The 24,785-nt window shown below is 63.1% G+C and carries 21 protein-coding genes; 9 read left to right on the top strand and 12 right to left on the bottom strand.

Features of this window, described 5'->3' with window-relative positions; genetic code table 11:
• Positions 1-15: 15 nt before the first annotated feature.
• The 5 genes from C8C92_RS06265 to C8C92_RS06245 form a co-directional block, all read right to left on the bottom strand.
• On the bottom strand, positions 16-1,500 hold the full coding sequence (locus tag C8C92_RS06265) for an NCS1 family nucleobase:cation symporter-1 (RefSeq protein WP_099760520.1): 1,485 nt from the start codon (positions 1,498-1,500) through the stop codon (positions 16-18).
• A 134-nt stretch (positions 1,501-1,634) separates the two neighbouring features.
• Entirely contained in the window at positions 1,635-2,915 is a 1,281-nt protein-coding gene (gene preA, locus C8C92_RS06260; protein WP_207780975.1) for an NAD-dependent dihydropyrimidine dehydrogenase subunit PreA, read from the bottom strand.
• Entirely contained in the window at positions 2,915-4,282 is a 1,368-nt protein-coding gene (locus tag C8C92_RS06255; protein WP_116743290.1) for an NAD(P)-dependent oxidoreductase, read from the bottom strand. Before C8C92_RS06255 ends, preA begins: the two co-directional genes overlap by 1 nt.
• 46 nt (positions 4,283-4,328) lie before the next feature.
• Positions 4,329-5,831 carry a CoA-acylating methylmalonate-semialdehyde dehydrogenase gene (locus C8C92_RS06250; RefSeq protein WP_096233967.1) on the bottom strand — a complete coding sequence of 501 codons (1,503 nt, stop codon included), beginning with the start codon at positions 5,829-5,831 and terminating at the stop codon, positions 4,329-4,331.
• A 121-nt stretch (positions 5,832-5,952) separates the two neighbouring features.
• Positions 5,953-7,269 carry an aspartate aminotransferase family protein gene (locus tag C8C92_RS06245; protein ID WP_099760524.1) on the bottom strand — a complete coding sequence of 439 codons (1,317 nt, stop codon included), beginning with the start codon at positions 7,267-7,269 and terminating at the stop codon, positions 5,953-5,955.
• A gap of 199 nt (positions 7,270-7,468) precedes the next feature.
• Here C8C92_RS06245 and C8C92_RS06240 point away from each other — a divergent pair, with 199 nt between their 5' ends.
• From C8C92_RS06240 to C8C92_RS06215, 6 genes are all read left to right on the top strand, one after another.
• A complete protein-coding gene (locus C8C92_RS06240) occupies positions 7,469-8,938 on the top strand; it encodes a PLP-dependent aminotransferase family protein (RefSeq protein ID WP_116743289.1) in 1,470 nt (489 codons plus the stop codon).
• A 10-nt stretch (positions 8,939-8,948) separates the two neighbouring features.
• Positions 8,949-9,626, top strand: coding sequence for a TetR/AcrR family transcriptional regulator (locus tag C8C92_RS06235; protein ID WP_099760526.1), 678 nt, complete (start codon positions 8,949-8,951; stop codon positions 9,624-9,626).
• Between the two features lie 91 nt (positions 9,627-9,717).
• The gene (locus tag C8C92_RS06230; RefSeq protein WP_099760527.1) at positions 9,718-10,233 is read left to right on the top strand and encodes a hypothetical protein; all 516 of its coding nucleotides are present in this window, start codon (positions 9,718-9,720) and stop codon (positions 10,231-10,233) included.
• 137 nt (positions 10,234-10,370) lie between these two features.
• Positions 10,371-10,640, top strand: a complete 270-nt coding sequence (locus tag C8C92_RS06225; protein ID WP_116743288.1) for a hypothetical protein — start codon at positions 10,371-10,373, stop codon at positions 10,638-10,640.
• Positions 10,641-10,800: 160 nt separating this feature from the next.
• Entirely contained in the window at positions 10,801-11,223 is a 423-nt protein-coding gene (locus C8C92_RS06220; RefSeq protein ID WP_116743287.1) for a VOC family protein, read from the top strand.
• An 11-nt stretch (positions 11,224-11,234) separates the two neighbouring features.
• Entirely contained in the window at positions 11,235-12,398 is a 1,164-nt protein-coding gene (locus C8C92_RS06215) for a dipeptidase (protein WP_207780974.1), read from the top strand.
• Here the strand turns inward: C8C92_RS06215 and C8C92_RS06210 are convergent.
• The 7 genes from C8C92_RS06210 to xapA all read right to left on the bottom strand — a co-directional run bounded on the left by C8C92_RS06210 (position 12,395) and on the right by xapA (position 21,109).
• Positions 12,395-13,612, bottom strand: a complete 1,218-nt coding sequence (locus tag C8C92_RS06210; RefSeq protein ID WP_116743285.1) for a nucleoside deaminase — start codon at positions 13,610-13,612, stop codon at positions 12,395-12,397. The genes C8C92_RS06215 and C8C92_RS06210 overlap by 4 nt on opposite strands.
• 10 nt (positions 13,613-13,622) lie before the next feature.
• The gene (locus tag C8C92_RS06205) at positions 13,623-14,057 is read right to left on the bottom strand and encodes a cytidine deaminase (RefSeq protein ID WP_347708459.1); all 435 of its coding nucleotides are present in this window, start codon (positions 14,055-14,057) and stop codon (positions 13,623-13,625) included.
• 58 nt (positions 14,058-14,115) lie between these two features.
• A complete protein-coding gene (gene deoA / locus C8C92_RS06200; protein WP_116743283.1) occupies positions 14,116-15,438 on the bottom strand; it encodes a thymidine phosphorylase in 1,323 nt (440 codons plus the stop codon).
• Between the two features lie 170 nt (positions 15,439-15,608).
• Entirely contained in the window at positions 15,609-17,960 is a 2,352-nt protein-coding gene (locus tag C8C92_RS06195) for an aldehyde dehydrogenase family protein (protein ID WP_099760534.1), read from the bottom strand.
• 42 nt (positions 17,961-18,002) lie between these two features.
• Positions 18,003-18,962 carry a deoxyribose-phosphate aldolase gene (gene deoC, locus C8C92_RS06190; protein ID WP_034785577.1) on the bottom strand — a complete coding sequence of 320 codons (960 nt, stop codon included), beginning with the start codon at positions 18,960-18,962 and terminating at the stop codon, positions 18,003-18,005.
• Positions 18,959-20,152 (bottom strand): phosphopentomutase, encoded by a 1,194-nt coding sequence (locus C8C92_RS06185; protein WP_096233956.1) that lies wholly within the window; start codon positions 20,150-20,152, stop codon positions 18,959-18,961. Before C8C92_RS06185 ends, deoC begins: the two co-directional genes overlap by 4 nt.
• 117 nt (positions 20,153-20,269) lie before the next feature.
• Positions 20,270-21,109: a xanthosine phosphorylase gene (xapA, locus tag C8C92_RS06180; protein WP_099760536.1), complete on the bottom strand. Its 840-nt coding sequence runs from the start codon at positions 21,107-21,109 to the stop codon at positions 20,270-20,272.
• 371 nt (positions 21,110-21,480) lie between these two features.
• On the opposite strand from xapA, the gene C8C92_RS06175 reads away from it, so the two are divergent.
• The 3 genes from C8C92_RS06175 (at position 21,481) to C8C92_RS06165 (ending at position 24,559) form a co-directional block, all read left to right on the top strand.
• Positions 21,481-22,638: a carbohydrate kinase gene (locus tag C8C92_RS06175; protein ID WP_116743282.1), complete on the top strand. Its 1,158-nt coding sequence runs from the start codon at positions 21,481-21,483 to the stop codon at positions 22,636-22,638.
• A gap of 3 nt (positions 22,639-22,641) precedes the next feature.
• Complete coding sequence (locus tag C8C92_RS06170; RefSeq protein WP_099760538.1) at positions 22,642-23,571, top strand: pseudouridine-5'-phosphate glycosidase; 930 nt, start codon at positions 22,642-22,644, stop codon at positions 23,569-23,571.
• Between the two features lie 85 nt (positions 23,572-23,656).
• On the top strand, positions 23,657-24,559 hold the full coding sequence (locus C8C92_RS06165; protein WP_116743281.1) for a LysR family transcriptional regulator: 903 nt from the start codon (positions 23,657-23,659) through the stop codon (positions 24,557-24,559).
• Positions 24,560-24,785: the final 226 nt, after the last annotated feature.

Below are 24,785 nucleotides of genomic sequence, written 5' to 3'. Positions count from 1 at the left end.
TCCTTCTCGAAAAGATCAGGACTGCGGCATCTGCTGCACGCGTGCCGCTACCTTGCCCTTCATCATGACGCCGTAGACGACTGCGGCGATGGCCACGCCCACGAACCAGGCGTAGGTGTAAATGGTTTTAAAGCCTTCGGCCACGCCGGGAAACGCCGTGGGAAAGGCCGCGTTCAGAAAGCCCGGGATATTCGGCAGCACGGCGATGACAAAGGCGATCAGCGCCGCCATGTTCCAGCCATTGCCATACGAGTAAATGCCGTCATCGCGGTACAACTGCCTGACGTCGAGCTGCGTCTTGCGCACAAAATAATAGTCGACGATGAGGATGCCGGCGATGGGGCCCAGCAGGGCCGAGTAGCCGATCAGCCACGTGAAGATATAGCCCTGCGTCGACTCGAGCACTTTCCACGGCATCATGACGATGGCGATAAAGGCCGTGATGTAGCCACCCATCTTGTACGAAATCTGCTTCGGCGCCAGCGAGGAAAAGTCGTACGCCGGACCCACCAGGTTGGCCGCCAGGTTGACGCTGACCGTGTCGATCAGCAGGATGATCAGGGCGACCAGCACGGCGGCGCCCGTCATGCGGCTGGCCAGGTCGACGGGGTCCCAGATGGCCTTGCCGTACATGACCACGGAGCCGGCAGTGACGATCACGGCAAGCATGGCCAGCAATCCCATGGGCACGGGCAAGCCGACGGACTGGCCGATCACCTGGTCGCGCTGCGTCTTGGCGAAGCGCGTGAAGTCGGGAATGTTCAATGCCAGGGTGGCCCAGAAACCCACCATGGCCGTCAGCGATGGCCAGAAGACGCTCCAGAACTGGCCCGCCTTCTTGCCGCCCGGGATGAACTGCGATGGCTGGTCCAGCAGCGCGCCCACGCCACCAGCCTTGCTGTGCACCCAGTACAGCAGCACGAAGCAGATGAGGATTTTCAGCGGTGCCGTATAGGTTTCGAGCTTGCGGATCGACTCCATGCCGTGCAGGATGTAATAGAACTGGATGGCCCAGAAAGCCAGGAAGCACAGCAACTGGCTGCCGTTGATGCCCAGGCCCGCGATCTTCTCGCCACCAAGTTCATGCCCCATCAAGACGCCCATCAGGGTATAGATCATCTGGCCACCGAACCAGGTCTGGATGCCGTACCAGCCGCAGGCGACGATGGCGCGCATCAGCGCCGGCAGGCGCGCACCCATGGTGCCGAACGAGGCGCGCGCCAGCACGGCATACGGGATGCCGTACTTGGTGCCCGCATGGCCAATCAAGAGCATGGGCAGCAGCACGATGGCGTTGGCGAGAAATACCGTGAGCACGGCCTGGTAGCCGGACATGCCGCTGTCGATCAGGCTGGCCGACAGGGTGTAGGCGGGAATGCACATCACCATGCCCACCCACAGCGCGGCAAAGTGATACCAGCGCCAGGTGCGCTGCGCTGCCGTGGTGGGCGCCAGATCTTCATTCCACAGCTGCGTATTGCCTGAATAGTCGTGGTTCACAGGTATTCTCCATCGGTTAGGCCGCCGGCATCTTGAATGACGCCAGGGATACGGCATTGTGTAAACTGCGGCAGTCTAGCTTACTGCAAAGACAGGCTACAGTTTATAAAATATACGTACGCAAAAAACGTGCCCTAAGCCGTTTCCACCAACGCCCGTGGATTTCTGGGATCCTGCGTCCAGTTCATGTATGGCTTGCCAGTGGCCTGCGGCACCATCGTGATGCAGCCCTGCACCGGACAGGTGATTTCGCACAGGTTGCAGCCCACGCATTCCTCCTTGATCACCTCATACGTGCGCATGCCGGCGGCGTCGATCAGTTGCGCAATCGACTGGTGCGAGGTGTCTTCGCAGGCCACATAGCACTTGCCGCACTTGATGCAGTCATCCTGGTTGATGTGCGCGATGACCTGGTAATTCATGTCCAGGTATTTCCAGTCCGTCGTGTTGGCCACGGCCTTGCCGGAAAAATCGCTGATGCTTTCATAGCCCTTCTCATCCATCCAGCGTGACAGGCCATCCTTCATCTCTTCGACGATGCGGAAACCATGCAGCATGGCGGCCGTACACACCTGCACGCAGCCGGCGCCCAGGGCGATGAATTCGGCCGCGTCGCGCCAGTTGCCGATGCCGCCGATGCCGGAAATGGGCAAGCCGCGCGTCTGCGGATCGCGGGCGATTTCTGCCACCATGTTCAGGGCGATCGGCTTGACGGCAGACCCGCAATAGCCGCCGTGCGTGCTGGCGCCGCCCACGATGGGCAAGGCCACCATGCGGTCCAGGTCCAGCGAGGTGATCGAGTTGATGGTGTTGATCAGCGAGACGGCGTCGGCGCCGCCCGCCTTGGCAGCGCGCGCCGGCAGGCGCACATCCGTGATGTTCGGCGTGAGCTTGACGATGACGGGTAGCTTGCTGTGCTTCTTGCACCAGGCGGTGACCATCTGCACATACTCGGGCACCTGGCCCACGGCCGCGCCCATGCCCCGCTCCGGCATGCCATGCGGGCAGCCGAAATTGAGTTCGATGCCGTCCGCTCCTGTCGCTTCCACCTTCGGCAAAATGTCGGCCCAGTAGTGCTCTTCGCACGGCAGCATCAGCGAGACGATCATAGCGCGGTCGGGCCAGTCCTTTTTCACCTGCGTGATTTCACGCAGGTTGATTGCCAAAGAGCGGTCGGTGATCAGTTCAATGTTATTGAAGCCCACCACTTCGCGGTTCTTGCCATACAGGGCGGAATAGCGCGACGAGACGTTGACGGCGGCAGGGTCTTCACCGAGGGTTTTCCACACCACGCCGCCCCACCCCGCCTCAAAGGCGCGCACCACGTTATAGGCCTTGTCGGTCGGTGGCGCGGACGCCAGCCAGAAGGGATTCGGCGCCTTGATGCCGCAAAATTCGATGCTGAGATCAGCCATTATGCAGCCTCCACTTTATTGAAGAAATCGGAATGGATGGCCAGTGCGGCCAGCTTGCCATGCTGGACGGCTTGCACCGTCAAGTCCTGCCCCGGCGCCACGCAGTCGCCGCCCGCGTAAATCCCTGGCAGCACCGTGCGAAAGCCTGCATCGACGGCGATCTTGTCGCCTTCGCGCTGCAGCAGCGACGCCATCGGATCAATCAGCACGCCGGTGTCGATGCTCTGGCCGATGGCCTTGAAGATGGCGTCGGCCGCCACGTCGAACGTTTCGCCCGTGCCCGCCAGACGCGTGCCCTGCATGCGCGTTTTCTCGAAACGCATGCCGGCGACATGGCCAGCCGCGTCGAGCAGCACCTGTTGCGGCTGGGCCCACGTCAGCATGCGCACCTGGTTGGCCTTGGCGATGTCCTGCTCATGGTGGGTGGCCGTCATGGCGTCGAAGCCGCGCCGGTAGACCAGGGTGACTTCCTCGGCGCCCAGGCGCTGGATCTGCACGGCCATGTCGATGGCCGTATTGCCGGCGCCAATCACGATGGCGCGTTTCGGCACGGGCAGCGAGGCCAGGTCGTCGGCCTGGCGCAGCGCGGCGATGTAATCGACGGCGGCCAAAAGACCCGGCGCATCTTCGCCCGTCAGGCCCAGCTTGCGGCTGGCGCCCAGGCCCAGGCCGAGGAACACGGCGTCGTACTGCGCGTGCAAGTCGCGCAGCTGCAGGTTCTCGCCCAGCACCTGGCGACATCGGATCTCGATGCCGCCGATGTCCAGCAGGAAGTCGATTTCCTTTTGCGCGAAGTCCTCCGTCAGCTTGTACTTGGCGATGCCGTATTCGTTCAAGCCGCCCGCCTTGCCTTCCTTTTCAAAGATCACCACGTCGTGCCCCAGCATGGCCAGGCGGTGCGCGCACGACAAACCCGCAGGACCGGCACCGACGATGGCGATCGTCTTGCCCGTGCTTGCCGCCCGCTGGAACGGGTGCGCCGCAAAATGCATGTGGTCGACGGCGTAGCGCTGCAACAGGCCGATTTTCACAGGCTGGCCTTCCGCGTCGTGGTTGCGCACGCAGACGTCCTCGCACAGGATTTCCGTGGGGCAGACGCGGGCGCAACTGCCGCCCAGGATGTTCTGTTTCAGGATGCCGGCGGCGGCGCCGTTGATGTTCTTGTCGTGGATGTTGCGGATGAAGCTGGCCACGTCGATTTCCGACGGACAGATGCGGCTGCACGGCGCGTCGTAGCAATACAGGCAGCGGGCGCTTTCGATGGCCGCCTGGCGCGCCGTCAGGGGCGGCGCCAGGTCGGTGAAATGGCCCGCCAGTTCCTCGTTGGGCAGGGCGGGATGCGGCAAATAGTTCAAAGACTCGATCATCGCGTATTCCTCTTGTTATGTGCGGCCGGCTCGTAATGTGAAACCTTTACTTCATCTGGGGAAAAGCAAATTCCACACCAGCGCTTGCCGTGTTCGGCCAGCGCTGCATCACGGCCTTGTGGCGCGTGTAGAAACGCACGCCTTCGGGTCCATACGCGTGGTGGTCGCCGAACATGCTGCGCTTCCAGCCGCCAAAGCTGTTGAAGGCCATCGGCACGGGCAAGGGGATGTTGACGCCCACCATGCCGACCTGGATCTGGCGCACGAATTCGCGCGCCACGCCGCCATCGCGCGTGTAGATGGCCACGCCGTTGCCATATTCGTTGGCGTTGATCAGCTCCACCGCATGCACCACGTCAGGACACCGGAGCACGCACAGCACGGGACCGAAAATCTCTTCCTTGTAGATGCTCATGTCGCGCGTGACGTGATCAAATAAAGTACCGCCGACAAAGAAGCCGTTCTCGCGCCCCGCCACCACATGGTTGCGGCCATCGACCACCAAAGTGGCGCCCTGTTCCACGCCTGAGGCGATGAGTTTTTCGATCCGCTGCTTGGCGGCCAGCGAGACGACCGGTCCCATTTCCGCACCATCTTCCATGCCGTCGCGCACTTTCAGTGCGGCCGTGCGCGTTGCCAGTGCGTCGATCAATTTGTCGCCCGCATCGCCCACGGCCACCACCACCGAGATGGCCATGCAGCGTTCGCCCGCCGAACCATAGGCCGCGCCGATCAGCGCGTCGACCGTCATGTCCATGTCAGCGTCGGGCATCACCACCATGTGGTTCTTCGCGCCGCCCAGCGCTTGCACGCGCTTGCCGCTGGCGCTGCCGCGCGCATAGATATATTCGGCAATCGGCGTCGAACCGACAAAGCTGATCGCCTGCACCACGGGGTGGTCGAGCAAGGCATCGACCGTGACTTTATCGCCCTGCACCACGTTGAAGACGCCGTCGGGCAAGCCCGCCTCCTTCAGCAATTTCGCGTGCAGCAGGGAGGCCGACGGATCGCGTTCGGACGGTTTCAAGACGAAGGTATTGCCGCAGGCGATGGCGACGGGGAACATCCACATCGGCACCATCACGGGGAAATTGAATGGCGTGATGCCGGCCACCACACCCAGCGCCTGGCGCATGGACCAGGCATCGATGCCGCGCGAAATCTGGTCCGTGAATTCGCCCTTTAACAATTGCGGGATGCCGACGGCAAATTCCACCATCTCGATGCCGCGCGCCACCTCGCCCTGGGCATCGGCAAACGTCTTGCCATGTTCGCGCGTGAGCATGGCGGCAAAGTCGTCCGTGTGCTGCTGGCACAGCTGCAGGTAGCGAAACAGCACGCGCGCGCGCGTCAACGGCGGCGTGGCCGACCACGAGGGAAAGGCGGCGGCGGCGGCCTGCACGGCCGCATCGACGTCTTCCACGGTGCCCAAGGCCACGCGGGCCACGGGTACGCCCAGTGCGGGGTTGTAGACGTCGCCGTAGCGGCCACTTTGCGTGTCGATTTTGGCGCCGTTGATGTAGTGGGTGATGGTGTCGAGAGTGTTCATGGTGTTCCTTTTTCAAACCCAGAAACAAGTGCCGGGGTCGGTCTCTTAGAGATTGGTATGCGTCCCACTGGGACGCATACCCCCTCAGGGTCCGACCCCAGGTTTTGCTTGGGGTCGCAATTCAATCGAGATTTTTGAGTACCTTGGCCAGCTTGCCAAACAGCTCGTCGACATGCTGTTTTTCCAGCACCAGCGGCGGCGACAGGGCGATGATGTCGCCCGTCGTGCGTATCAGCACGCCGTCGGCGAAGGCCTGTTTGAAGGCGTTGAAAGCGCGCGTGCCGGGCTTGCCGGCGATGGGATCGAGTTCGATGCCGGCGATCAGGCCGATGCTGCGCAGGTCGATCACGTGCGGCAGACCCTTGAGCGAGTGCACGGCGTCGCTCCAATATGCCTGCATCGCTTTGGCGTGACCCAGGATGTCCTGTTCCTCGAACACTTGCAGGGTTGCCAGCGAGGCGGCGCAAGCGAGCGGGTGGCCGGAATACGTGTAGCCGTGGAACAGTTCGATACCCGGTGGCGCGTCCATGAAGGCGTCGTGGATATACTTTTTGCTGAACACGGCGCCCATCGGCACCATGCCGTTGGTCAGGCCCTTGGCCGTCGTCATCAGGTCCGGCTCGACGTCGAAATAGTCGGCGGCGAACGGCGTCGTCATGCGGCCGAAACCCGTGATCACTTCATCGAAGATGAGCAGGATGCCGTGTTTGGTACACAGCTCGCGCAAGCGTTTCAGATAGCCTTTCGGCGGAATCAGCACGCCCGTGGAGCCGGCCACCGGTTCGACGATGACGGCCGCAATCGTCGACGCGTCGTGCAGGGCGACGATGCGTTCCAGTTCATCGGCCAGGTGGGTGCCGTATTCGGGTTCGCCCACCGTATAGGCGTTCTTGTCCAGGTTGTGCGTGTGCGGCAGGTGGTCCACGCCGGGCAGCAAGGGACCGAAGGTCTTGCGGTTGCCGCCGATGCCGCCCACGGAAATGCCGCCGAAGCCCACGCCGTGATAACCGCGTTCGCGGCCGATCAGGCGCGTGCGTGCGCCCTCGCCGCGCACGCGGTGATAGGCCAGCGCGATCTTCAACGCCGTGTCGACGGCTTCGGAACCGGAGTTCGTGTAGAAGACGTGGCCGAACTTGTGGCCCGTGTAGTCCATCAGTTTTTCCGCCAGGTCGAAGGCAGCCGGATGACCCATCTGGAAGGTGGGGGCGAAATCGAGCTGGCCGACCATTTCGCGGATGGCGCCCACGATCTGCGGCTGCGCATGGCCGCACGGCACGCACCACAGGCCGGCCGTGCCATCGAGGATGGCGTTGCCATCGACATCCTTGTAATACATGCCTTCAGCCGACACCAGCAAGCGTGGGTTGGCCTTGAAATCGCGGTTATTGGTAAACGGCATCCAGAATGCCGACATCGATTCCGGCCTTGTTTCGTTCATGATCTTCTCCTTGGGATGGGCTGGCGCGGCGCCAGGATCGTTTTTGACGAAGCGTAAAATAATTTACCAGTTGGCAAAAAGCTGATGTAATAATAGACAGGCCATCCCCAATGGCACAGATACACAAACGGCAAAGTATCCCAACCGTACAGGTCGAAAAACCACTACAGTTTTGTGCAAGGCAGCATAAGGAGCCACCGTGAAGCACAGCGACAGCACAGACGATGCCCCCGAGCAAGCCAGCGGCTGGCCCGTGCTGGACATCGACCGCCAGAAAAAGGGCGGCCTCGTCGAGCAGATCGTCATCGCCATCAGCGTCATGGTGGGCAGCCGCGCCCTGCGCATCGGCACGCGCATGCCGTCCGTGCGCCAGTTCGCCCGCTGCAATGGCGTCTCGACCTTTACCGTCGTCGAATCGTATGACCGCCTGGTCAACCTGGGCCTGCTGTCGTCGCGGCGCGGCTCCGGCTATTTCGTCGCACGCCACGATATCGCCGCCTCGCCGCAGGCTGCCCTCATTGCCAACACCCTTGCCAGCCCCACCGCCATCGATGCCCTCACGCCGGATCTGTATTCGGGCGTATCCGATGCCCTGCCCGTGGGTGCCGGCTGGCTGCCGCCCGAGATGTATGGCGAAGCGACCGTGCTCGATGCCGTGCGCCAGGCCATGCGCATCCCCGCCAGCCGGCTACGCGGCTATGGCCACCCGCTCGGCTTTGCCTCGCTGCGCCAGCACCTGGCAAGCAGCCTGTCCGAAGAGCTGTTCCAGGTGGAGCCGGACCAGGTCTTGCTGACGCACGGCGCCACGCATGCTTTTGACTTGATCCTGCGCAGCCTGACCAAGCCGGGCGACACGGTGCTGGTGGAAGACCCCGGCTACAGCAATCTGCAGTCGCTGATACGCCACCACGGCTGCATCCCCGTGGGCATTGCGCGCAGCGAGGCGGGCCTCGATCTCGATGCGCTGGCCGTTGAAGCCGCGCGCACGCAGCCAAAACTCATGTTCGTCAACACGGTACTGCAAAATCCGCTCGGTACTTCCTTGAGCCAGGCGCAGACGCACCGTCTGCTGGCGCTGGCCGAGCAATTCGATTTCTGGCTGGTGGAAGACGATATCTACCGCGAGCTGGCGGCGCGCGGCGAAGCATCGCTGGCGGCGATGGACGGCTTGCGCCGCGTGATCCGCGTGGGCAGTTTTTCCAAGACCCTGTCGCCCGTGCTGCGCGTAGGGTCGATTTGCGCCTCGCCGCCGCTGGTGGCCGAACTGGTGCGCGTGAAAATGCTGGCGGGGCTGACGACGTCGGAAATCAACGAGCGCGCCGTCTACCACGCCATCTCCGCGCGGCCCTACAAGCGCATGGTGGAACGGCTGGTGGCGCAGCTCGAAGCGGCCCGCGAGCGCAGCATCGACTGCCTGGCACAGGCGGGCATGGCGCCCGTGGCGCGGCCGCGTGGCGGCATGTTCGTCAGCGCCGGCTGGCCCGACCTGCAGACGCCGGAATGGAATGGCAAGATCATCGCCGACATGGCATTGAAGGCCGGTATCCTGCTGTCGCCGAACGAATTTTTCATGCTGCGCGCGCCCGAGACGGTGTGGTTCCGCTTCAACGTGGCCTACACCGATACCCCCGTGCTGCAAGCCTTCCTGCAATCGATCCGCCCACGCTAAAGAATCCGCCATGGCCAGCGATAAATCCCCTGCCCTTTCCGTGAAAAATGCCGGCGGCCGGCGCCTGCAAAACCGCGACCGCCTGGAAGCGGACATCCTGGAGCAAGCCGTGCGCGCCTTCGCGCAAAGCGGCTATGAAGGCGCGTCGATCGCCACCATCGCCGAGCGGGCCGGCCTGTCGAAGCAAAACCTGATGTATTACTTCCCGTCCAAGCAGCTGCTGTACCAGCGCGTGCTCGACGATGTGCTCGACGACTGGCTGGCGCGCATGGAATCGCTGGCCAATGAACACGACGAGCCGCGCGATGTGCTGCGCGCGTACATCGGCGCGAAGCTGCGTTTTTCACGCGAACAGCCATGGGCTTCGCGCGTATATGCGCTGGAAGTGATCAATGGCGCGCCTCTGTACGGCGCGCAGATACGCGACCGGGTCGTGCCGCTGCTGCGCAAGGATATCGCCGTCTTCGAGGCATGGATCGCGCAAGGCCGGATCGCCGCTGTGAACGCCACGCACCTGATGTTCGCCATCTGGGCCATGACGCAATCGTATGCAGATTTTTCAGCGCAGATGGCCCTGGTGCTGGATCGCAAGCAGCTCACGCGCAAGGATTACGAAGATGCCGAAATCCTGCTCACGCACATGGTGCAGGCTGCCATCGCCCTGCCTGCGGCAGCACCCGGCACGTGATGAAATTTCCAAGGAAAAAACGAGCAGTGATAGCATGGCGCGCTGGAGCGTTTGCAATCGCGGCGCCATAGCGACAGGACAAGGAACAGGCATGAAACAATGGTCATCGGCGCGCACCGCGTCATTGCTGGGCAAGGTCGCCTGCGCGGCGCTGCTGGCACTGGCATCCACGGCACAGGCGCAGACAGTGGGCATGATAGACAATCAGCCGCTGAGCGAAACCTGGCTCAACGCGGGCTTTTATTCGTATCACTTTCAGCGCGACAAGAACCTGAACGACAGCAATCCGGGCCTGGGCGCCGAATACCGTTTTTCCACGGTTTCCTCGGTCACGGCAGGGCGCTTCTACAATAGCGACCGCGCCTACTCGAACTACCTGGGCGTGTACTACCAGCCCATCAAGGTGGGCCCACTGCGCATCGGCGCCGTCGTTGGCGGCTTCAGCGGCTATCCGAAGATGCGCGATGGCGGCTGGTTTCCGGCCCTGGTCCCCACCATCAGCTATGAATACCAGCGCGTGGGCGTGAATATCGCCATCGTGCCGTCCTACAAGGACCGCCTGTATGGCGCACTCAGTTTCCAGCTGAAACTCAAGGTGTTCGAATAACCGTTTGTCCCTGCCCGTCGCCGTTCGCTCCGCCATTCCTGCCATTCGTCGCATACACGATGTCTGGCAGCAAGGTTTTACTTATAGTGGATTCATCGCCAGCCTGCATACGGCAGCGGCAACCACAGGAGAACGGCATGAAAGACATCAATTCGGCACCGGGCAGCACTTCCTTCAGCGCTTTCTGGAGCGAGCTGTGCGCCTACGCGCGCCAGGGCATGGCCGCCCTGCGCGCCATGTCCTGGCCCATGCTGCTGGCGTGCTGCCTGGGCCTGGCGTTCCTGATCACCATCTTGCCACTGGCCATCATGCTGTTTGCCCTCGTCATGCTGCTGAAATGGGCAAACAGCAGCGACGATACAGGCAAGGACACGAAGGCCGCGAACTCTTCGCAGTCACCGCAATAAAAATTTGCGTCGTGGCAAGAGTGCAATGATGGTTCTATGGCACTATGAGTGCGCGCAGCATTGACGGGCATCAAACCCATCCCGATGGAAGGGTTGGAGACGGAACGCTACGCTGAATAGACGATCAAAGCTACTCCCCCTCAGCCATAGGAGTTTTCTGATGACCACGACAGCAAAAGCGACAACCGGCACGACCATTCCCTGCCTGCGCTACCGCGACGCGCCCGCCGCCATCGAATGGCTATGCAAGGCGCTCGGTTTTGAAAAACAATTGATCGTGCCTGACGGCAATGGTGGCGTCGCCCATGCGCAACTGAGCTTTGGCAATGGCATGGTCATGGTGGCGCCGGCCCTCGACAGCGACTATGGCCGCCTGATGAAACTGCCTGGCGACATCGGCGGCGCCAACACGCAAAACTGCTACCTGGTCGTCAGCGATGCCGATGCCGTCTACCGCAGCGCACGCGAGGCGGGCGCCGAGATCGTGCTCGACATCAAGGATGAAGATTACGGCGGACGCGGCTTTACCTGCCGCGATCCGGAAGGCCATATCTGGAGCCTGGGCACCTACGACCCATGGTAAGACGGAGAACAATGATTATCAGTACCCTCACCGCCGCCAGCCTTGCGCTGGTTGGCGCTGTCCTGTCCGCTCCCGTCCTCGTCGACGAGCACCTCAACCGTGTCCACCCGCCGTCCGGCAAGGCGCCTTCGACGGCCACTATGACCCTGCACCAGAGCCTGTGGATCGCCGACCTGCACGCCGACAGCCTGCTGTGGCAACGCAATCTGAACCGCGACAGCCAGCGCGGTCATGTCGACTTTCCGCGCCTGCAGCGGGCCAACGTGGCGCTGCAAGCCTTTTCCGTCGTCACCAAGACGCCGCGCAAGATGAATATCGAGCGCAACGGCAGCGACACGGACAACATCACGGCGCTGGTGGTGGCGCAAGGCTTGCCGCCCGCCACCTGGAACAGCCTGCTGGCGCGCGCCACTTACCAGGCTAACGAACTGCGCCAGCAAGCGGCCAAGAGCGATGGCAAGGTGCGCGTGATCGGCAGCCGCGCCCAGCTGCGCAGCTTCATCGCCGCGCGCGAACAGGATCCCGCCCTGCTGGCCGGCTGGCTGACACTGGAAGGCGCACATGCGCTCGAAGGCAAGCTGGACAACCTCGATACCTTGTACCGGGCCGGCTACCGCATGGCCGCGCCCACGCATTTCTTCGACACGGAACTGTCCGGCTCCCAGCACGGCCTGAAGAAAGGCGGCCTGACGCCGCTGGGCAAGCAATGGCTGCGCGCCATGGAGCAGCGCAAGATGATCGTCGACCTGGCGCACGCCTCGCCAGCTACCATCGACGACGTATTAACGTTGGCGAAACGCCCCGTGATGGTCTCGCACACGGGCGTGCGCGGCACCTGCGCCAATGGGCGCAACCTCAGCGACAGCCAGTTGAAACGCATCGCCGCCCAGGGTGGCCTGGTGGGCATCGGTTTCTGGAATACGGCCGTCTGCGGCAAGGACGTGGCATCGATCGCGCGTGCCATCAAGTACACGGTCAAGCTGATCGGGGCGCAGCACGTGGCCTATGGCTCGGACTTCGACGGCGCCGTCACCACGGCCATCGACGCCACCGGCTTGCCGCGATTGACGCAGGCGCTGCTCGACGCGGGCTTGTCGGAAGCGCAGATCCGCCGCGTGGCGGGCGAAAACGTGCGCGACTTTTTACTCAAGAACTTGCCCGACGACGACGCCTAAGCCTGGGCCAAGGCCTTGACCAGCGCCTGGTCCGCCACCTGGCGCGGTTGGATGCGTATCAGCTTGCGGTACAGGGGCGGCATGGCGTCGCACAGCGCCAGCAGCGCGTCTTGCGCCATGGCCGGGCGCACGTACTGGAACTGTGCGGGATTATTCTCCGGCAGCGCCCCTTCCATGGTGGAACCGTAAGCGCCCAGGGTCATGAAACTGGCGGCGCTGTCGTCCGGGCCGATGGCCAGCACGAAGGTGCCATGCTTGGGGTGGCCCAGGTAGCTTTTGATTTCTTCCTGCAGCGCCGGCGCCGCATTCGCCATCAATTCAAAACGCAGCTGCGCGTACTGGCGCGTGCATTCCATGAACGCCGTGCGGATGGCCGATTGCGCCAGTTTCCCCGGCATGCACAGCAGCAGGTTGCCAAAGGAATCGAGCAAGGCGGCCGCGTCGCCCTGGCCGCCATCGCGTGCGTCCTGCTCCATGGCAGCCTGCAGGAATGGCGCCAGGCCAGCATCGGGCGCATGCGGCTCGCAGCGGTAAGTCAGGGCATCGGGATAGCGGCGGCGCAGGGCGCGCACCACGGCATGCTCGGACGGCAAGGTGGCGGGATCGCGCCGGTGCACGTCGTCGCCGGCGTTCAGCAACTGCATCACCTGCGCCGAGGTCGCTTCGAACACCAGCGAGCACAGTGCCTGCGTCGCCTCGTGGATGCTCTTGCCGATGAAAAAAGATTTGGGTGCGGCGCCGGAAGGCAGGCGCGCATACTCGGTGGCGCCGCGCACGGCCGGATAGCAAAAGCTGCGGCCGGCCTGCGCCTGCAGCGGCGCCGGCAAGGCCGTGAACGTGGCGGCGCCATCGTAATTGATACCCGCCTTGACGTCGGGCGCGGCCACCACCACGTTGAAGCCGGCCGCCAAAATCGCCCCCGTGCACATGCAGCACGGGTCGAGCGATGTGACGATGGTCAGTTCGCCGGGCGGCGGCAAGGGCGTGCCCTTGGCCCGCTCGGCGAAATACCAGTCCACCAGCTGGCGCTCGCCATGCGCGGTGGGATCGAACACCAGCCCTTGGCGTACGACGTTGTTGTGCATCGATTGCAGCACGTTGCCGGCGCCATCGAGCAGCACGCCACCCACGCCGAAGGTGCCCTGCGTCTTCGCTGCCATGGCTTCGGCCGCGGCAATCGCCACGGCGGCCTGGATGTCGATCGTCTTGTTCAAGCGTATCCTGTTACTGCATGTCCAGGTCGGAATTGCCGAAGCCGTGCGGCAGCAGCCAGCCCGCCGTCACTTCCATGACATCGTTTTTCAGGTTCGTCAGGATCACCGGCAGGTCGGCGCCGCCCATCTCGAAGATCACCTGGCGGCAGGCGCCGCATGGAGAGATCGGTTCCGCCGTGTCGCCCGTGACGGCCAGTTTGGCGAAATCACCCGGTTTACAGCCATGCGCGATGGCGCTGAAAAACGCCGTGCGTTCGGCGCAGTTGCACAGGCCATACGCGGCGTTTTCCACGTTGCAGCCACGGAAGACGCGGCCATCCTTGCACAGCAGCGCCGCGCCCACCTTGAAACGCGAGTATGGCGCATACGCCAGTTCGCGCCCGGCGTTGGCTTCGGCGATCAGTTCTTGGTTGTTCATTTGATTATTTACCTGTAAAACCCGCAAAGGCCGGGGTCGTACCCTCAGGGTACGACCCCAAACCCTGCTTTGGGGCTAAAAATAGTTACGGTCGAATCGTACGGTAAATCACCGGATTGCCCGCCAGCGCCACCGCGCTGATGGCATACGCTTCCTGGATTTCCTTGACGGCTTGCTGCGCCGCCGCTTGCGTGCGCGCATGCACCATGGCCAGCGGCTGGCCAACGGATACTTGCTCGCCCAGGCCCACCAGATCCGTCAGGCCGACAGCGAAGTCGATGCTGTCGGTCGGACGGCGACGGCCACCGCCCAGGGCCACCACGGCCAGGCCGATGCCGCGGCAATCGCGCACATTCGCGTAACCGGCGGTGAGCGCCGGTGCCGGCACGACAAACGGCGCTTTGTCCAGGTGCTTGTCCGGGTTCTCGACCAGGTCCGCCGGGCCGCCAAGTGCGCAGACCATGCGTGCAAAGCGCTCGGCCGCCTCGCCCGAATCGAGGGCCGCCATCAATTTCACGCGCGCTTCCTCTTCGGTGGCCGCCAGGCCGCCCAGCACCAGCATCTCGGCGCACAGCGACAACGTGACTTCGTGCAGGCGCGCGGGACGCGAACGGCCCGTCAGGTAATTCATGGCGCCGCGTACTTCCAGCGCATTGCCGGCGTATGGCGCCAGCGATTCGTTCATGTCCGTCAAAATGGCCGACGTCTGCATGCCCGCACCATTGCCGACGGCGACGATGCTCTCGGCCAGTTCCACCGATTTGTCGTAGGTCGGCATGAAGGCGCCCGTGCCCACTTTGACGTCCATCACCAGCGCATCCAGCCCGGCCGACAGTTTCTTCGACAGGATGGAGCCGGTGATCATGGCCACCGATTCCACCGTGGCGGTGACGTCGCGGATGCTGTAAAAACGCTTGTCGGCCGGCGCCAGTTGGGCCGTCTGGCCGATGATGGCCACGCCAACTTCCTTGACCACCTTGCGGAACAGTTCATTGTCCGGCACCGTGCAATAGCCGGGAATGGCGTCGAACTTGTCCAGCGTGCCGCCCGTGTGGCCCAGGCCGCGGCCCGAGATCATCGGCACATAGCCGCCGCAGGCGGCGATCATGGGGCCCAGCAGCAGGGAAACCACGTCGCCCACGCCGCCCGTCGAATGCTTGTCGACGACGGGACCAGGCAGGTTCAGCGAACGCCAGTCCAGCACCTGGCCGGAATCGCGCATGGCCAGGGTAAACGCGACGCGCTCGTCCATGTTCATGTCGTTGAAATAGACGGCCATGCCCAGCGCCGCGATCTGGCCTTCGCTGACGCTGCCGTCAGTGATGCCGCGGACGAAAAACTGGATTTCTTCGGCGCTCAGGACGCCCTTGTCGCGCTTCTTGCGGATGATTTCCTGGGTTAGAAACATAATAGCTCCCGATGTCCTATTCAAATGCTGATGTCGATCCAGCGGCCTTGTCGGATTACGCCCTGCGGGCTAATCCGACCTACACGCCTTGCTGGCGAAAGCGACTTGGGGCCGGTGCCCCTGCGCGTCGCTGCGCGGGAGAACTGGCCCCACTGTCCTGCTTTATAAACTTAGACGCCGTAAGGTATCCACACGTTTTTCACTTGCGACGCATGCGCCAGCACGGCACGGCCGCCGCTTTGGGCGGCGCTGTACCAGTCGCGGCCTTTGGCGCCACCGACCCAGGTGCGCTTCAGGGTAGCGGCCGACAGGCGCTCGACTTCCGCGCAACCGTCAAGCGAGCCGTCATGGCGCCAGACGGCGTCGATGTCGGCGTGCGTGGCCAGGGTGCGCGCCAGTTCATCGGCGTTACCGCTGATGATGTTGACGACACCGCCCGGCAGGTCGGACGTATCGAACACCTGGTACAGGTCCAGCGCGGAGAGCGGATGCGCTTCCGACGGTACCACCACCACGCGGTTGCCCAGCGCGATGGCCGGGGCGACGAGCGAAATGAAGCCGAGCAAAGGCGCTTCGTTCGGGCAAACGATGCCGATCACGCCGACCGCTTCGTTCAGCGCCACGGTGATGCCCTTGGTGGGCGGCTGGTGCGCCAGGCCGTCGTATTTGTCGGCCCAGGCGGCGTAGTAGAACAGGCGCTCGATCGATGCCTGCACTTCCTTCTCGGGATTTTTACTACCCGTCATGGCGGCGATGCGGGCGGCGAATTCGTCGGCGCGTGCAGCGAGGTTTTCGGCGATGTAGTACAGCACTTGCGCGCGGTTGTGCGCCGTGGCGCTGGTCCAGCCGGACGCTTTGTGCGCCGCTTCGACGGCGTTGCGGATATCCTTGCGGCTGCCCACGCCCACTTCGGCCAGCAAGGCGCCATTCGCGCCAAATACGGGCGCGCTGTAGGCGCTGTCAGGGCGCGCCTGCTTGCCGCCGATGTACATCTTGGCCGTGCGGTCGATGGCGAACGGATCGGCTGGCGCCGGCTTCACATTGGCCTTGGCTTTCGCTTCCACCACCGGCAGGGCCGGGCGCGCATCTTCGGCCAGGGCCGTCATGTATTCCAGCATGCCTTCGCGGCCGCCTTCACGGCCGAAGCCCGATTCGCGGTAGCCGCCGAAGCCGCAAGCCGCGTCGAACTGGTTCGCGCTGTTGATCCACACCACGCCAGCCTTGATGGCGGGAGCGATGTCCAACGCCAGGCTGATCGACTCGGTCCACACGCTGGCGGCCAGGCCGTACACCGTGTTGTTCGCCAGTTGCACCGCCTCTGGCGGCGTGCGGAAGCTCATGGCGACGAGCACGGGGCCAAAGATTTCAGCCTGTGCCACGGCAGCCGAGGTCGACGCGCCCGTGATCAGGGTCGGCGGGAACCAGGAACCGTCAGCCGGCAGTTCGCACGCCGGTTGCCACACGTCGCAGCCTTCGGCGCGGGCCGAGTCGACCAGCGCGGCGATGCGCTGGCGCTGCACGGGGTCCACCAGCGCGCCGACGTCCATCGATTTGTCCAGGGGCGAGCCGAGGCGCAGGTTTTGCATGCGCGCGCGCACCTTGTTCAGGAAGCGCTCCTGGATCGATTCCTGCACCAGCAGGCGCGATCCGGCGCAGCACACTTGTCCCTGGTTGAACCAGATCGAATCGACCAGGCCTTCCACGGCGCCATCCAGGTCCGCGTCTTCGAAGACGATGAACGGGGACTTGCCGCCCAATTCGAGGGACAGCTTCTTGCCGCTGCCGGCCGTCGCTATGCGGATCAAACGACCCACTTCGGTGGAACCCGTAAACGCGATCTTGTCGACGCCAGGATGGTTAACGATGGCAGAACCCACGCGGCCGTCACCGGTGACGATGTTGACCACGCCGGCCGGCACGCCAGCTTGCACGCACAATTCGGCGAACAGCATGGCGGTGAGCGACGTGAATTCGGCCGGCTTGAAGACGACCGTGTTACCGGCCGCCAGGGCCGGAGCGATTTTCCACGACAGCATCAGCAACGGGAAATTCCACGGCACGATCTGGCCCACCACGCCCACGGCGCGGTAGTCGGCGAATTCTTCCGACTGCAGCTGCGCCCAGCCGGCGTGGTGATAAAAATGGCGCGCGGCCAGCGGCAGGTCGATATCGCGCGTTTCGCGGATGGTCTTGCCGTTGTCCAGCGTTTCCAGCACGGCGAACAGGCGCGCATGCTTTTGCAGCAGACGGGCCAGCGCGTACATGACTTTCGCGCGGCCGTGGCCACCCATGCCCTGCCAGACGGGCAGCGCGCGGCGCGCCGCTGCCACGGCGCGCTCCACGTCCGCGTCAGTGGCTTGCGTCAGTTCGGCCAGCTGCGTGCCATCGGCCGGATTGGTCGAGGCGAACAGTTCCGCAGGCTCGCTCCAGGCATTGTCGATGAACAAACCAAATTTACGCTGGTGGCCATCGAGCCACGCCTGCGCTTCTTTTTGACTTTCGGGAGCAGGGCCGTAGTCCATAGTAGTGAGAATCTCGTTAATTGTTGGCATGACGATTGTTCTTTAAGGTTGTGCGTGACGATGATTGGCCGAGTAGCTGCCGGTGACGTAGTGCTCGAGCTGGCGCTCGATGTCGGTCAGCAGGCTGGAAGCGCCGATGCGGAACAGGTGCGGCTGCAGCCATTCGTTGCCCAGCTCTTCCTTCATCAGGGTCAGGTATTGCAGCGCGCTCTTGGCCGAGCTGACGCCGCCGGCCGGCTTGAAGCCCACCTGGAAACCCGTCTGCTCGTGGTATTCGCGGATCGTGCGCACCATCGTCAGGGCCACGGGGATGGTGGCGTTCACGCCCTCTTTACCGGTGGAGGTCTTGATGAAATCGGCGCCTGCCATCATGCAGACCCACGACGCCTTGGCCACGTTTTCCATGGTCAGCAAGTCGCCCGTGGCGAGAATCGCCTTCACGTGCGCTTCGCCGCAGGCCTTGCGGTAAGCCAGCATTTCGTCGTACAGCACTTGCCAGTTGCCGTTCAGGACGTGCTGGCGCGTGATGACGATATCGATCTCGGAAGCGCCTGCGGCGACCGACAGCTCGATCTCGCGCAGCTTCGTTTCCATGCTCGTCAAACCGGCCGGGAAACCCGTCGACACGGCGGCGATGGGCAAGCGGCCCTGAATAACTTTCACGGCCGGCTGGATCATCTCGTGGTACACGCACACGGCGCCGGTGCTCAATTGCGTCAGGCCGAGTGCGTCCATCAGGTCGGCGCGCAGCGGGCGCATGGCCTTCATGCACAGGCGCTCCACGCGGCCCGGCGTATCGTCGCCGCCCAGGGTGGTCAGGTCGATCATCTGAATGGCTTTGACCAGCCAGGCGGCCTGGTATTCCTTTTTCACCGTACGGCGGTTCGCCAGGCTGGCCGCGCGGCGGTCTGTCGCGGCGCGGTTGACGCGGATCTGGTTGATCCAGCCCAGGTCGAGGCCAACGGCCTCGTTACGCTTGAATTCGGGGTGCATGAGTGTCATAACAAGCTGGTTCCATTAGCAAGTGGTGGTACGCCAAGGTGCTTGGCGAGGGTTTGGCCAATATCGGAGAACGTCTCGGAAATGCCCAGAGCGCGCGGGGCGACGCCGGGACCGAAGAAGATCATCGGAATGTGTTCGCGGGTGTGGTCGGAGCCGTGCCAGGTGGGGTCGCAGCCATGGTCGGCGGTGATCACGACCAGGTCGCCTTCCTTGAGCTTGGCCATGAATTCCGGCAGGCGACCATCCATTTCGCGCAGCGCGTCGGCATAGCCTTCGACGTTGCGGCGGTGGCCGAAAGCCTGGTCGAAATCGACGAAGTTCACGAAGGTGAGCGACTTGTCCTGCACTTCATCGGCTGTTTTCAGCAGCGCTTCAAACAGCGCCATGTTGTCGACGCCCTTGACGACTCTGGAGATGCCCTGGGTGGCGAAAATATCGCTGATCTTGCCCAGGCCGACGACTTCGCCGCCCGCATCCTTGACGTGGTCGAGCAGGGTCTTGCTTGGCGGCGCCACCGCATAGTCGTGGCGGTTCGACGTGCGCGTGTAGTTGCCATTGCTGCCCGTGAACGGGCGGGCGATGACGCGGCCGATGTTGTACGGTTCGACCAGCTTGAAGGCCATTTCGCACACTGCGTACAGACGTTCGAGGCCGAACGATTCTTCGTGCGCGGCGATCTGCATCACCGAGTCGCCCGAGGTATAGATAATCAGCTTGCCGGTGGCAACGTGTTCATCGCCATGCTTGTTGATGATGTCCGTGCCCGAGGCATGGCAATCGCCCAGGAAGCCGGGCACGCCGGACAGGGCTTTGAGCTTGTCGGTCAGGTCGGCGGGGAACGATGGCGTGGTGCGGGGAAAATATCCCCAGTCGAATTCGACGGGCACGCCGGCGATTTCCCAGTGGCCGCTCTGCGTATCCTTGCCGGTGGAGCGCTCGCGCGCCGCGCCGTAGGCGCCGGTGAAACCGTCGCGCTGGTCGAAACCCGTGGCCCATTCGCCGCTGGCCAGGTGCGCCGCAGCGCCCAGGCCCAGGCGTTCCATGTTCGGGAGTTTCAAGGTCTTGCCGCTTTTGGCGACAGTGCTGGCAATGTGGCCAAAGGTATTGGCACCTGCGTCGCCATACTTGGCGGCGTCTGGCGTCGCGCCAAGGCCGAAGGAATCAAGCAGGAGGATAAATGCGCGTGACATGATAAGGCTCGCTTTATGGATTGATGCGGGGTGATGCGGACAGTGTAGGCCGGATTTTCCCGGCCTGCCGCGCGGCAGCGCCGGTGGCCGGCGCGCCGCTACTGCGTAAAAAACTGCTTAGGCTTGCGGCGTAGCCGATACGGTAGCCAGGAAAGCCAGGATCAGCTTGACCAGGTCTTTCGCGCCGATGGCCGCGTATTTCAGGGTTTGCTCGTGCGACAGGGCGAATGGCGACATGCCTTCAGCCAGGTTGGTGATGACGGACACGCCCACCACTTTCAGGTCGCAATGACGGGCCGAGACCACTTCCGGCACCACGGACATGCCGACCGTGTCGGCGCCCAGGCGGGCCATCATGCGGATTTCGGCGGCCGTCTCGAAGTTCGGGCCAGGATAGGCGACGAACACGCCTTCGTGCAGGGTGATGCCGTTGGCGGCCGCCGTGTCCTTGACCAGGTTGCGCAGATCGGCATCGTAGGCGTTGGCCATGCTGAAGAAGCGCGGGCCGAAGCGGTCGTCGTTCGGGCCGACCATCGGCGTGCCTGGCAGCAGGTTGATATGGTCGCTGATGGCCACCAGGCTGCCGGCATCCACTTCAGGGCGCAGGGAACCGGCGGCGTTGGTGACGAACAGCATTTCGCAGCCCAGCAGTTTCAGGGTGCGGATGGCGCTCGTCATCACGCCCATGCCATAGCCTTCATAGAAGTGGCCACGGCCCTTCATGCAGACGACGGCGACGCCCGACAGGGTGCCGATTACCAGTTCGCCGGCATGGCCGTGCACGGTGCTGATCGGGAAACCTGGCAATTCGTCAAAGCTGATGCTGACGGCGTCCGTCATCTGCTCGGCCAACACGCCCAGGCCGGAGCCGAGGATCATCGCCACGCGCGGCTTGAAATTTTCAGGAGCGCGGGCACGGATGATTTCGGCGGCGTGGAAAGGGGTGTTGTTCGACATGGTTATCCTCTGATTGACTAATGATGATGGTTGCTGCCTGCGCGGCCGTCCCCGGTGAAGAAGTACGGCCCAGGTTACGGGTATGTATATGGGTGTTGCTGGACTATCCAGATGCGTATTGCCACTATTTGCCGCCACTATGCATCAAACGGATTATGTATGGCAAATACCATTTTTCTTGCCCATTTATACAATTCAAATATAAATGGCCGATATTATAGTCGAGGCTAGCCCAGGCCTGCCATGCCCGGGAAATCCATGCATACAAGCTCCATACGAAGGTTTTTTAACCCTGCTTGACACCGACTTGACACCGATAAGACAAATGTTTACAGTCGCAAACAAATGTCCAACCCTTCAGCGAACACCTTGTGACCGATACCAATAAAAAAGACCAGTTGTACACGCTGATCCGCAACAATCCCTTCATCTCGCAGCAAGACCTGGCGAGCGAACTGGGCTTGTCGCGCTCGGCCGTCGCCGGCCACATCGCCGGCCTGATACGCGAGCGGCGCCTGCTGGGACGCGCCTATGTGCTGCCCGACAGCCGCCCCGTGTTGTGCATAGGCGCCGCCAACCTCGACCGCAAGATGCGCACCCTGGCGACCCTGCAGATGGGCACCTCGAATCCCGTGCGCTCGGAAGAAGTGTTTGGCGGCGTGGGCCGCAACATCGCGGAAAACCTGGCCCGCCTGTCGATTCCCGTGGCCCTGCTGACGGCGCTGGGCGACGATGCGGCCGGCCACGCGCTGCAGACGCACGCGGAAGATGCGGGTATCGACATGCGCGGCAGCTTGCATCTGAGCAACATCAGCAGCGGCACCTATACGGCCGTGCTCGACGAACATGGCGAAATGCTGCTGGCGATGGCCAATATGCAACTCTACGAACAGCTGACGCCGGCCTTCTTGCACAGCCGCCAGCCGCAGCGCGCCGCCGCCGCCCTCACCGTCTGCGACCTGAACCTGGGCCACGACAGCGTGCAGGCACTGCTGGCCGATGCACGCCAGGATGCTGCCCACGCGACGCCGCTGGTCATCGTCGCCGTCTCGCAACCGAAGATGGCGCACTTGCCGCAAGACCTGACGGGCTTGCATCTGCTGATCCTCAACCGGGGCGAACTGGAAACGCGCGTGGCGCGGGCCTTGCCCACGGCGTTTGAGGTGCGCGCCGCCTGCCGCGAAGTGCAGCGCCAGGGCGCGCGCCAGGTGATCGTCACCTGCGGCGGCGAAGGCGTGTACTTCACCGATGGCGACAGCCAGGATGCGCCTGTCGTGCACCTGGCCGCGCGCGAAGTGGCCGCCGTCGACGTGACGGGCGCCGGCGACGCGTTTTCCGCCGCCGTCTGCTGGTCGCTCTACCACGACAGCAGCGACTTGAAACTGGCGTGCCGGCGCGGCCTGAAGCTGGCCGCCATGACCCTGGAATCGGCTGCCACCGTCTCCCCAAAAATTTCCGCCGGCGCGCTCGACGACATCGACGATGCCGACCTGGCGCCGCCTCCCCCTACCCTCTTTCAACAGGATTGACACATGACCCAATTACAGAATTTCCTCTTGTTCTCGCAAGAAGTGCTAGCCGCGCGCGCCGCCGGCAAGGCCATCGTGGCACTGGAATCGACCATCATTTCGCATGGCATGCCGTATCCGCAAAACGTGGAAATGGCGCGCGAAGTGGAACAGATCATCCGTGACGGCGGCGCCGTGCCGGCCACCATCGCCATCATCGATGGCAAGATCTGCGTCGGCCTGTCACCGGAACAGCTGGAATTGCTGGGCACCTCGCCCGACGCCATGAAAGTCAGCCGCCGCGACCTGCCGTTCGTCCTGTCGCAACGCAAACTGGGCGCCACCACCGTGGCCGCCACCATGATCTGCGCGCAACTGGCCGGCATTACCGTGTTCGTCACGGGCGGCATCGGCGGCGTGCACCGCGGCGCGGAAACCAGCTTCGACATTTCCGCCGACTTGCAGGAACTGGCGCAAACCTCGGTCGCCGTCGTCTGCGCGGGCGTCAAATCCATCCTCGACATCGGCCTGACCCTGGAATACCTGGAAACGCATGGCGTGCCCGTCATCAGCGTGGGCCAGGAAGGTTTTCCTGCCTTCTTCACGCGCGAAAGCGGCTTCAAGGCCGATTTCCGCCTCGATACGGCCGCCGAGCAGGCTGCCTTCATCGATACGAAATGGCAGCTGGGCTTGAAAGGCGGCGTGATCGTCAGCAACCCCGTGCCGGCCGCGCAAGCGATGCCCAAGGAAGAAATCGACGCGATCACCACGCAAGCGCTGCAGGAAGCGGATGCGGGCGGCGTGAAGGGCAAGCAAGTCACGCCATTCCTGTTGTCGCGCATCAAGCAATTGACGGATGGCCGCAGCCTGGCGACGAATATCGCGCTGGTCAAGCACAATGCCCAGGTGGGCACCGCGCTGGCCATTGCCATGCAGGCAGTCGTGGCACGATAATAGGACTGCTGTAAAGAAAGCGCGCGCACCTTCACGGGTCTGCGCGCCGTTCCATCGCCTAGCAAGACGCAACGCCAAGGAAAGCATGTCCATCGATCTGAAACAGTTAAAGTATTTTCTTGCCGTCGCCGAGGAGAAAAGCTTCAGCCGCGCCGCCGAGCGCCTGCATATCTCGCAGCCGCCCCTGAGCCAGCAGATCATGAAACTGGAAAGCGAACTGGGCGTGCGCCTGTTTGCGCGCACCACGCGTACTTTCGAGCTGACCGTGGCGGGCAAGGCACTGATGAATGAAGCGGCCGAGCTGCTGGCCAAGATGCGCATGACCATCGACACGATTCGCCAGATCGACCGTGGCGAAGTGGGCCGCTTGCGCGTAGGCATCGTCGGCTCGGCCATGTGGGGCCCCATCCCCAGCCTGCTGGAAGAGTTCCAGACCAAATTTCCCCGCGTCAGCTGGACCATCCATGAATTCGGTCCCACGGTGCAATACGAGGCGCTGCGCGCCAAGCAGATCGACGTGGGTTTCTGGCGCGAACCGAAACTCAACGATGACGACTTGCGCCACGATAACCTGCGCCAGGAGCTGTGCTTCCGCGAAAACGTGTGCGTGGCCGTCAACGAACACCATCCTCTGGCCAAAAACACGGCCATCGAGCTGATCGACATCGCGCATGAACCCATGCTCACGCTGAACCTCGATAAATCCGCGTTTCCCCGCTACCTGGTGCAATGCTGCATCAATGCCGGTTTCGAACCCGTGATTTTCCAGGAAGCGAGCGAGCCGCAAACCCTGCTGGCCATGGTGGGCGCGGGCCTGGGCGTGACCCTGGTGCCGGAAACGACGAGCCGCATCGGCTGGCCCGGCGTCGTCTTCCTGCCGATCAAGACCAATCCGCCGTCGGCCAACCTGTACATCAGCTACACCACGCTCGACGACGCTCCCGTCGTGCGGGCCTTTTTGAATATCATCAATCCCCCATCAGCCTGACACCAGCGCCTATTTATATGCGCCGCATATAAATACATAAACAAAAACGTATTTGTCATACATATCTGGCATGATGCATAGTGATTCGGACGCCCATCGTGGCGCCGGTCCTGCGCCTGCCCTGCCCGTCCATTGACGGCGCATTCCAGCCCGCTCCGGCAGCCCCATTCGATGTTGTAACTATAAAAGAGACGGGGCGCGACTGTTGCATGAGCATCACACTGTC

This window comes from Janthinobacterium sp. 78 (assembly GCF_003096775.1).
GTDB classification, from domain to species: Bacteria; Pseudomonadota; Gammaproteobacteria; order Burkholderiales; family Burkholderiaceae_D; genus Janthinobacterium; species Janthinobacterium tructae.
This window is presented reverse-complemented; position numbering and strand designations above follow the sequence as displayed.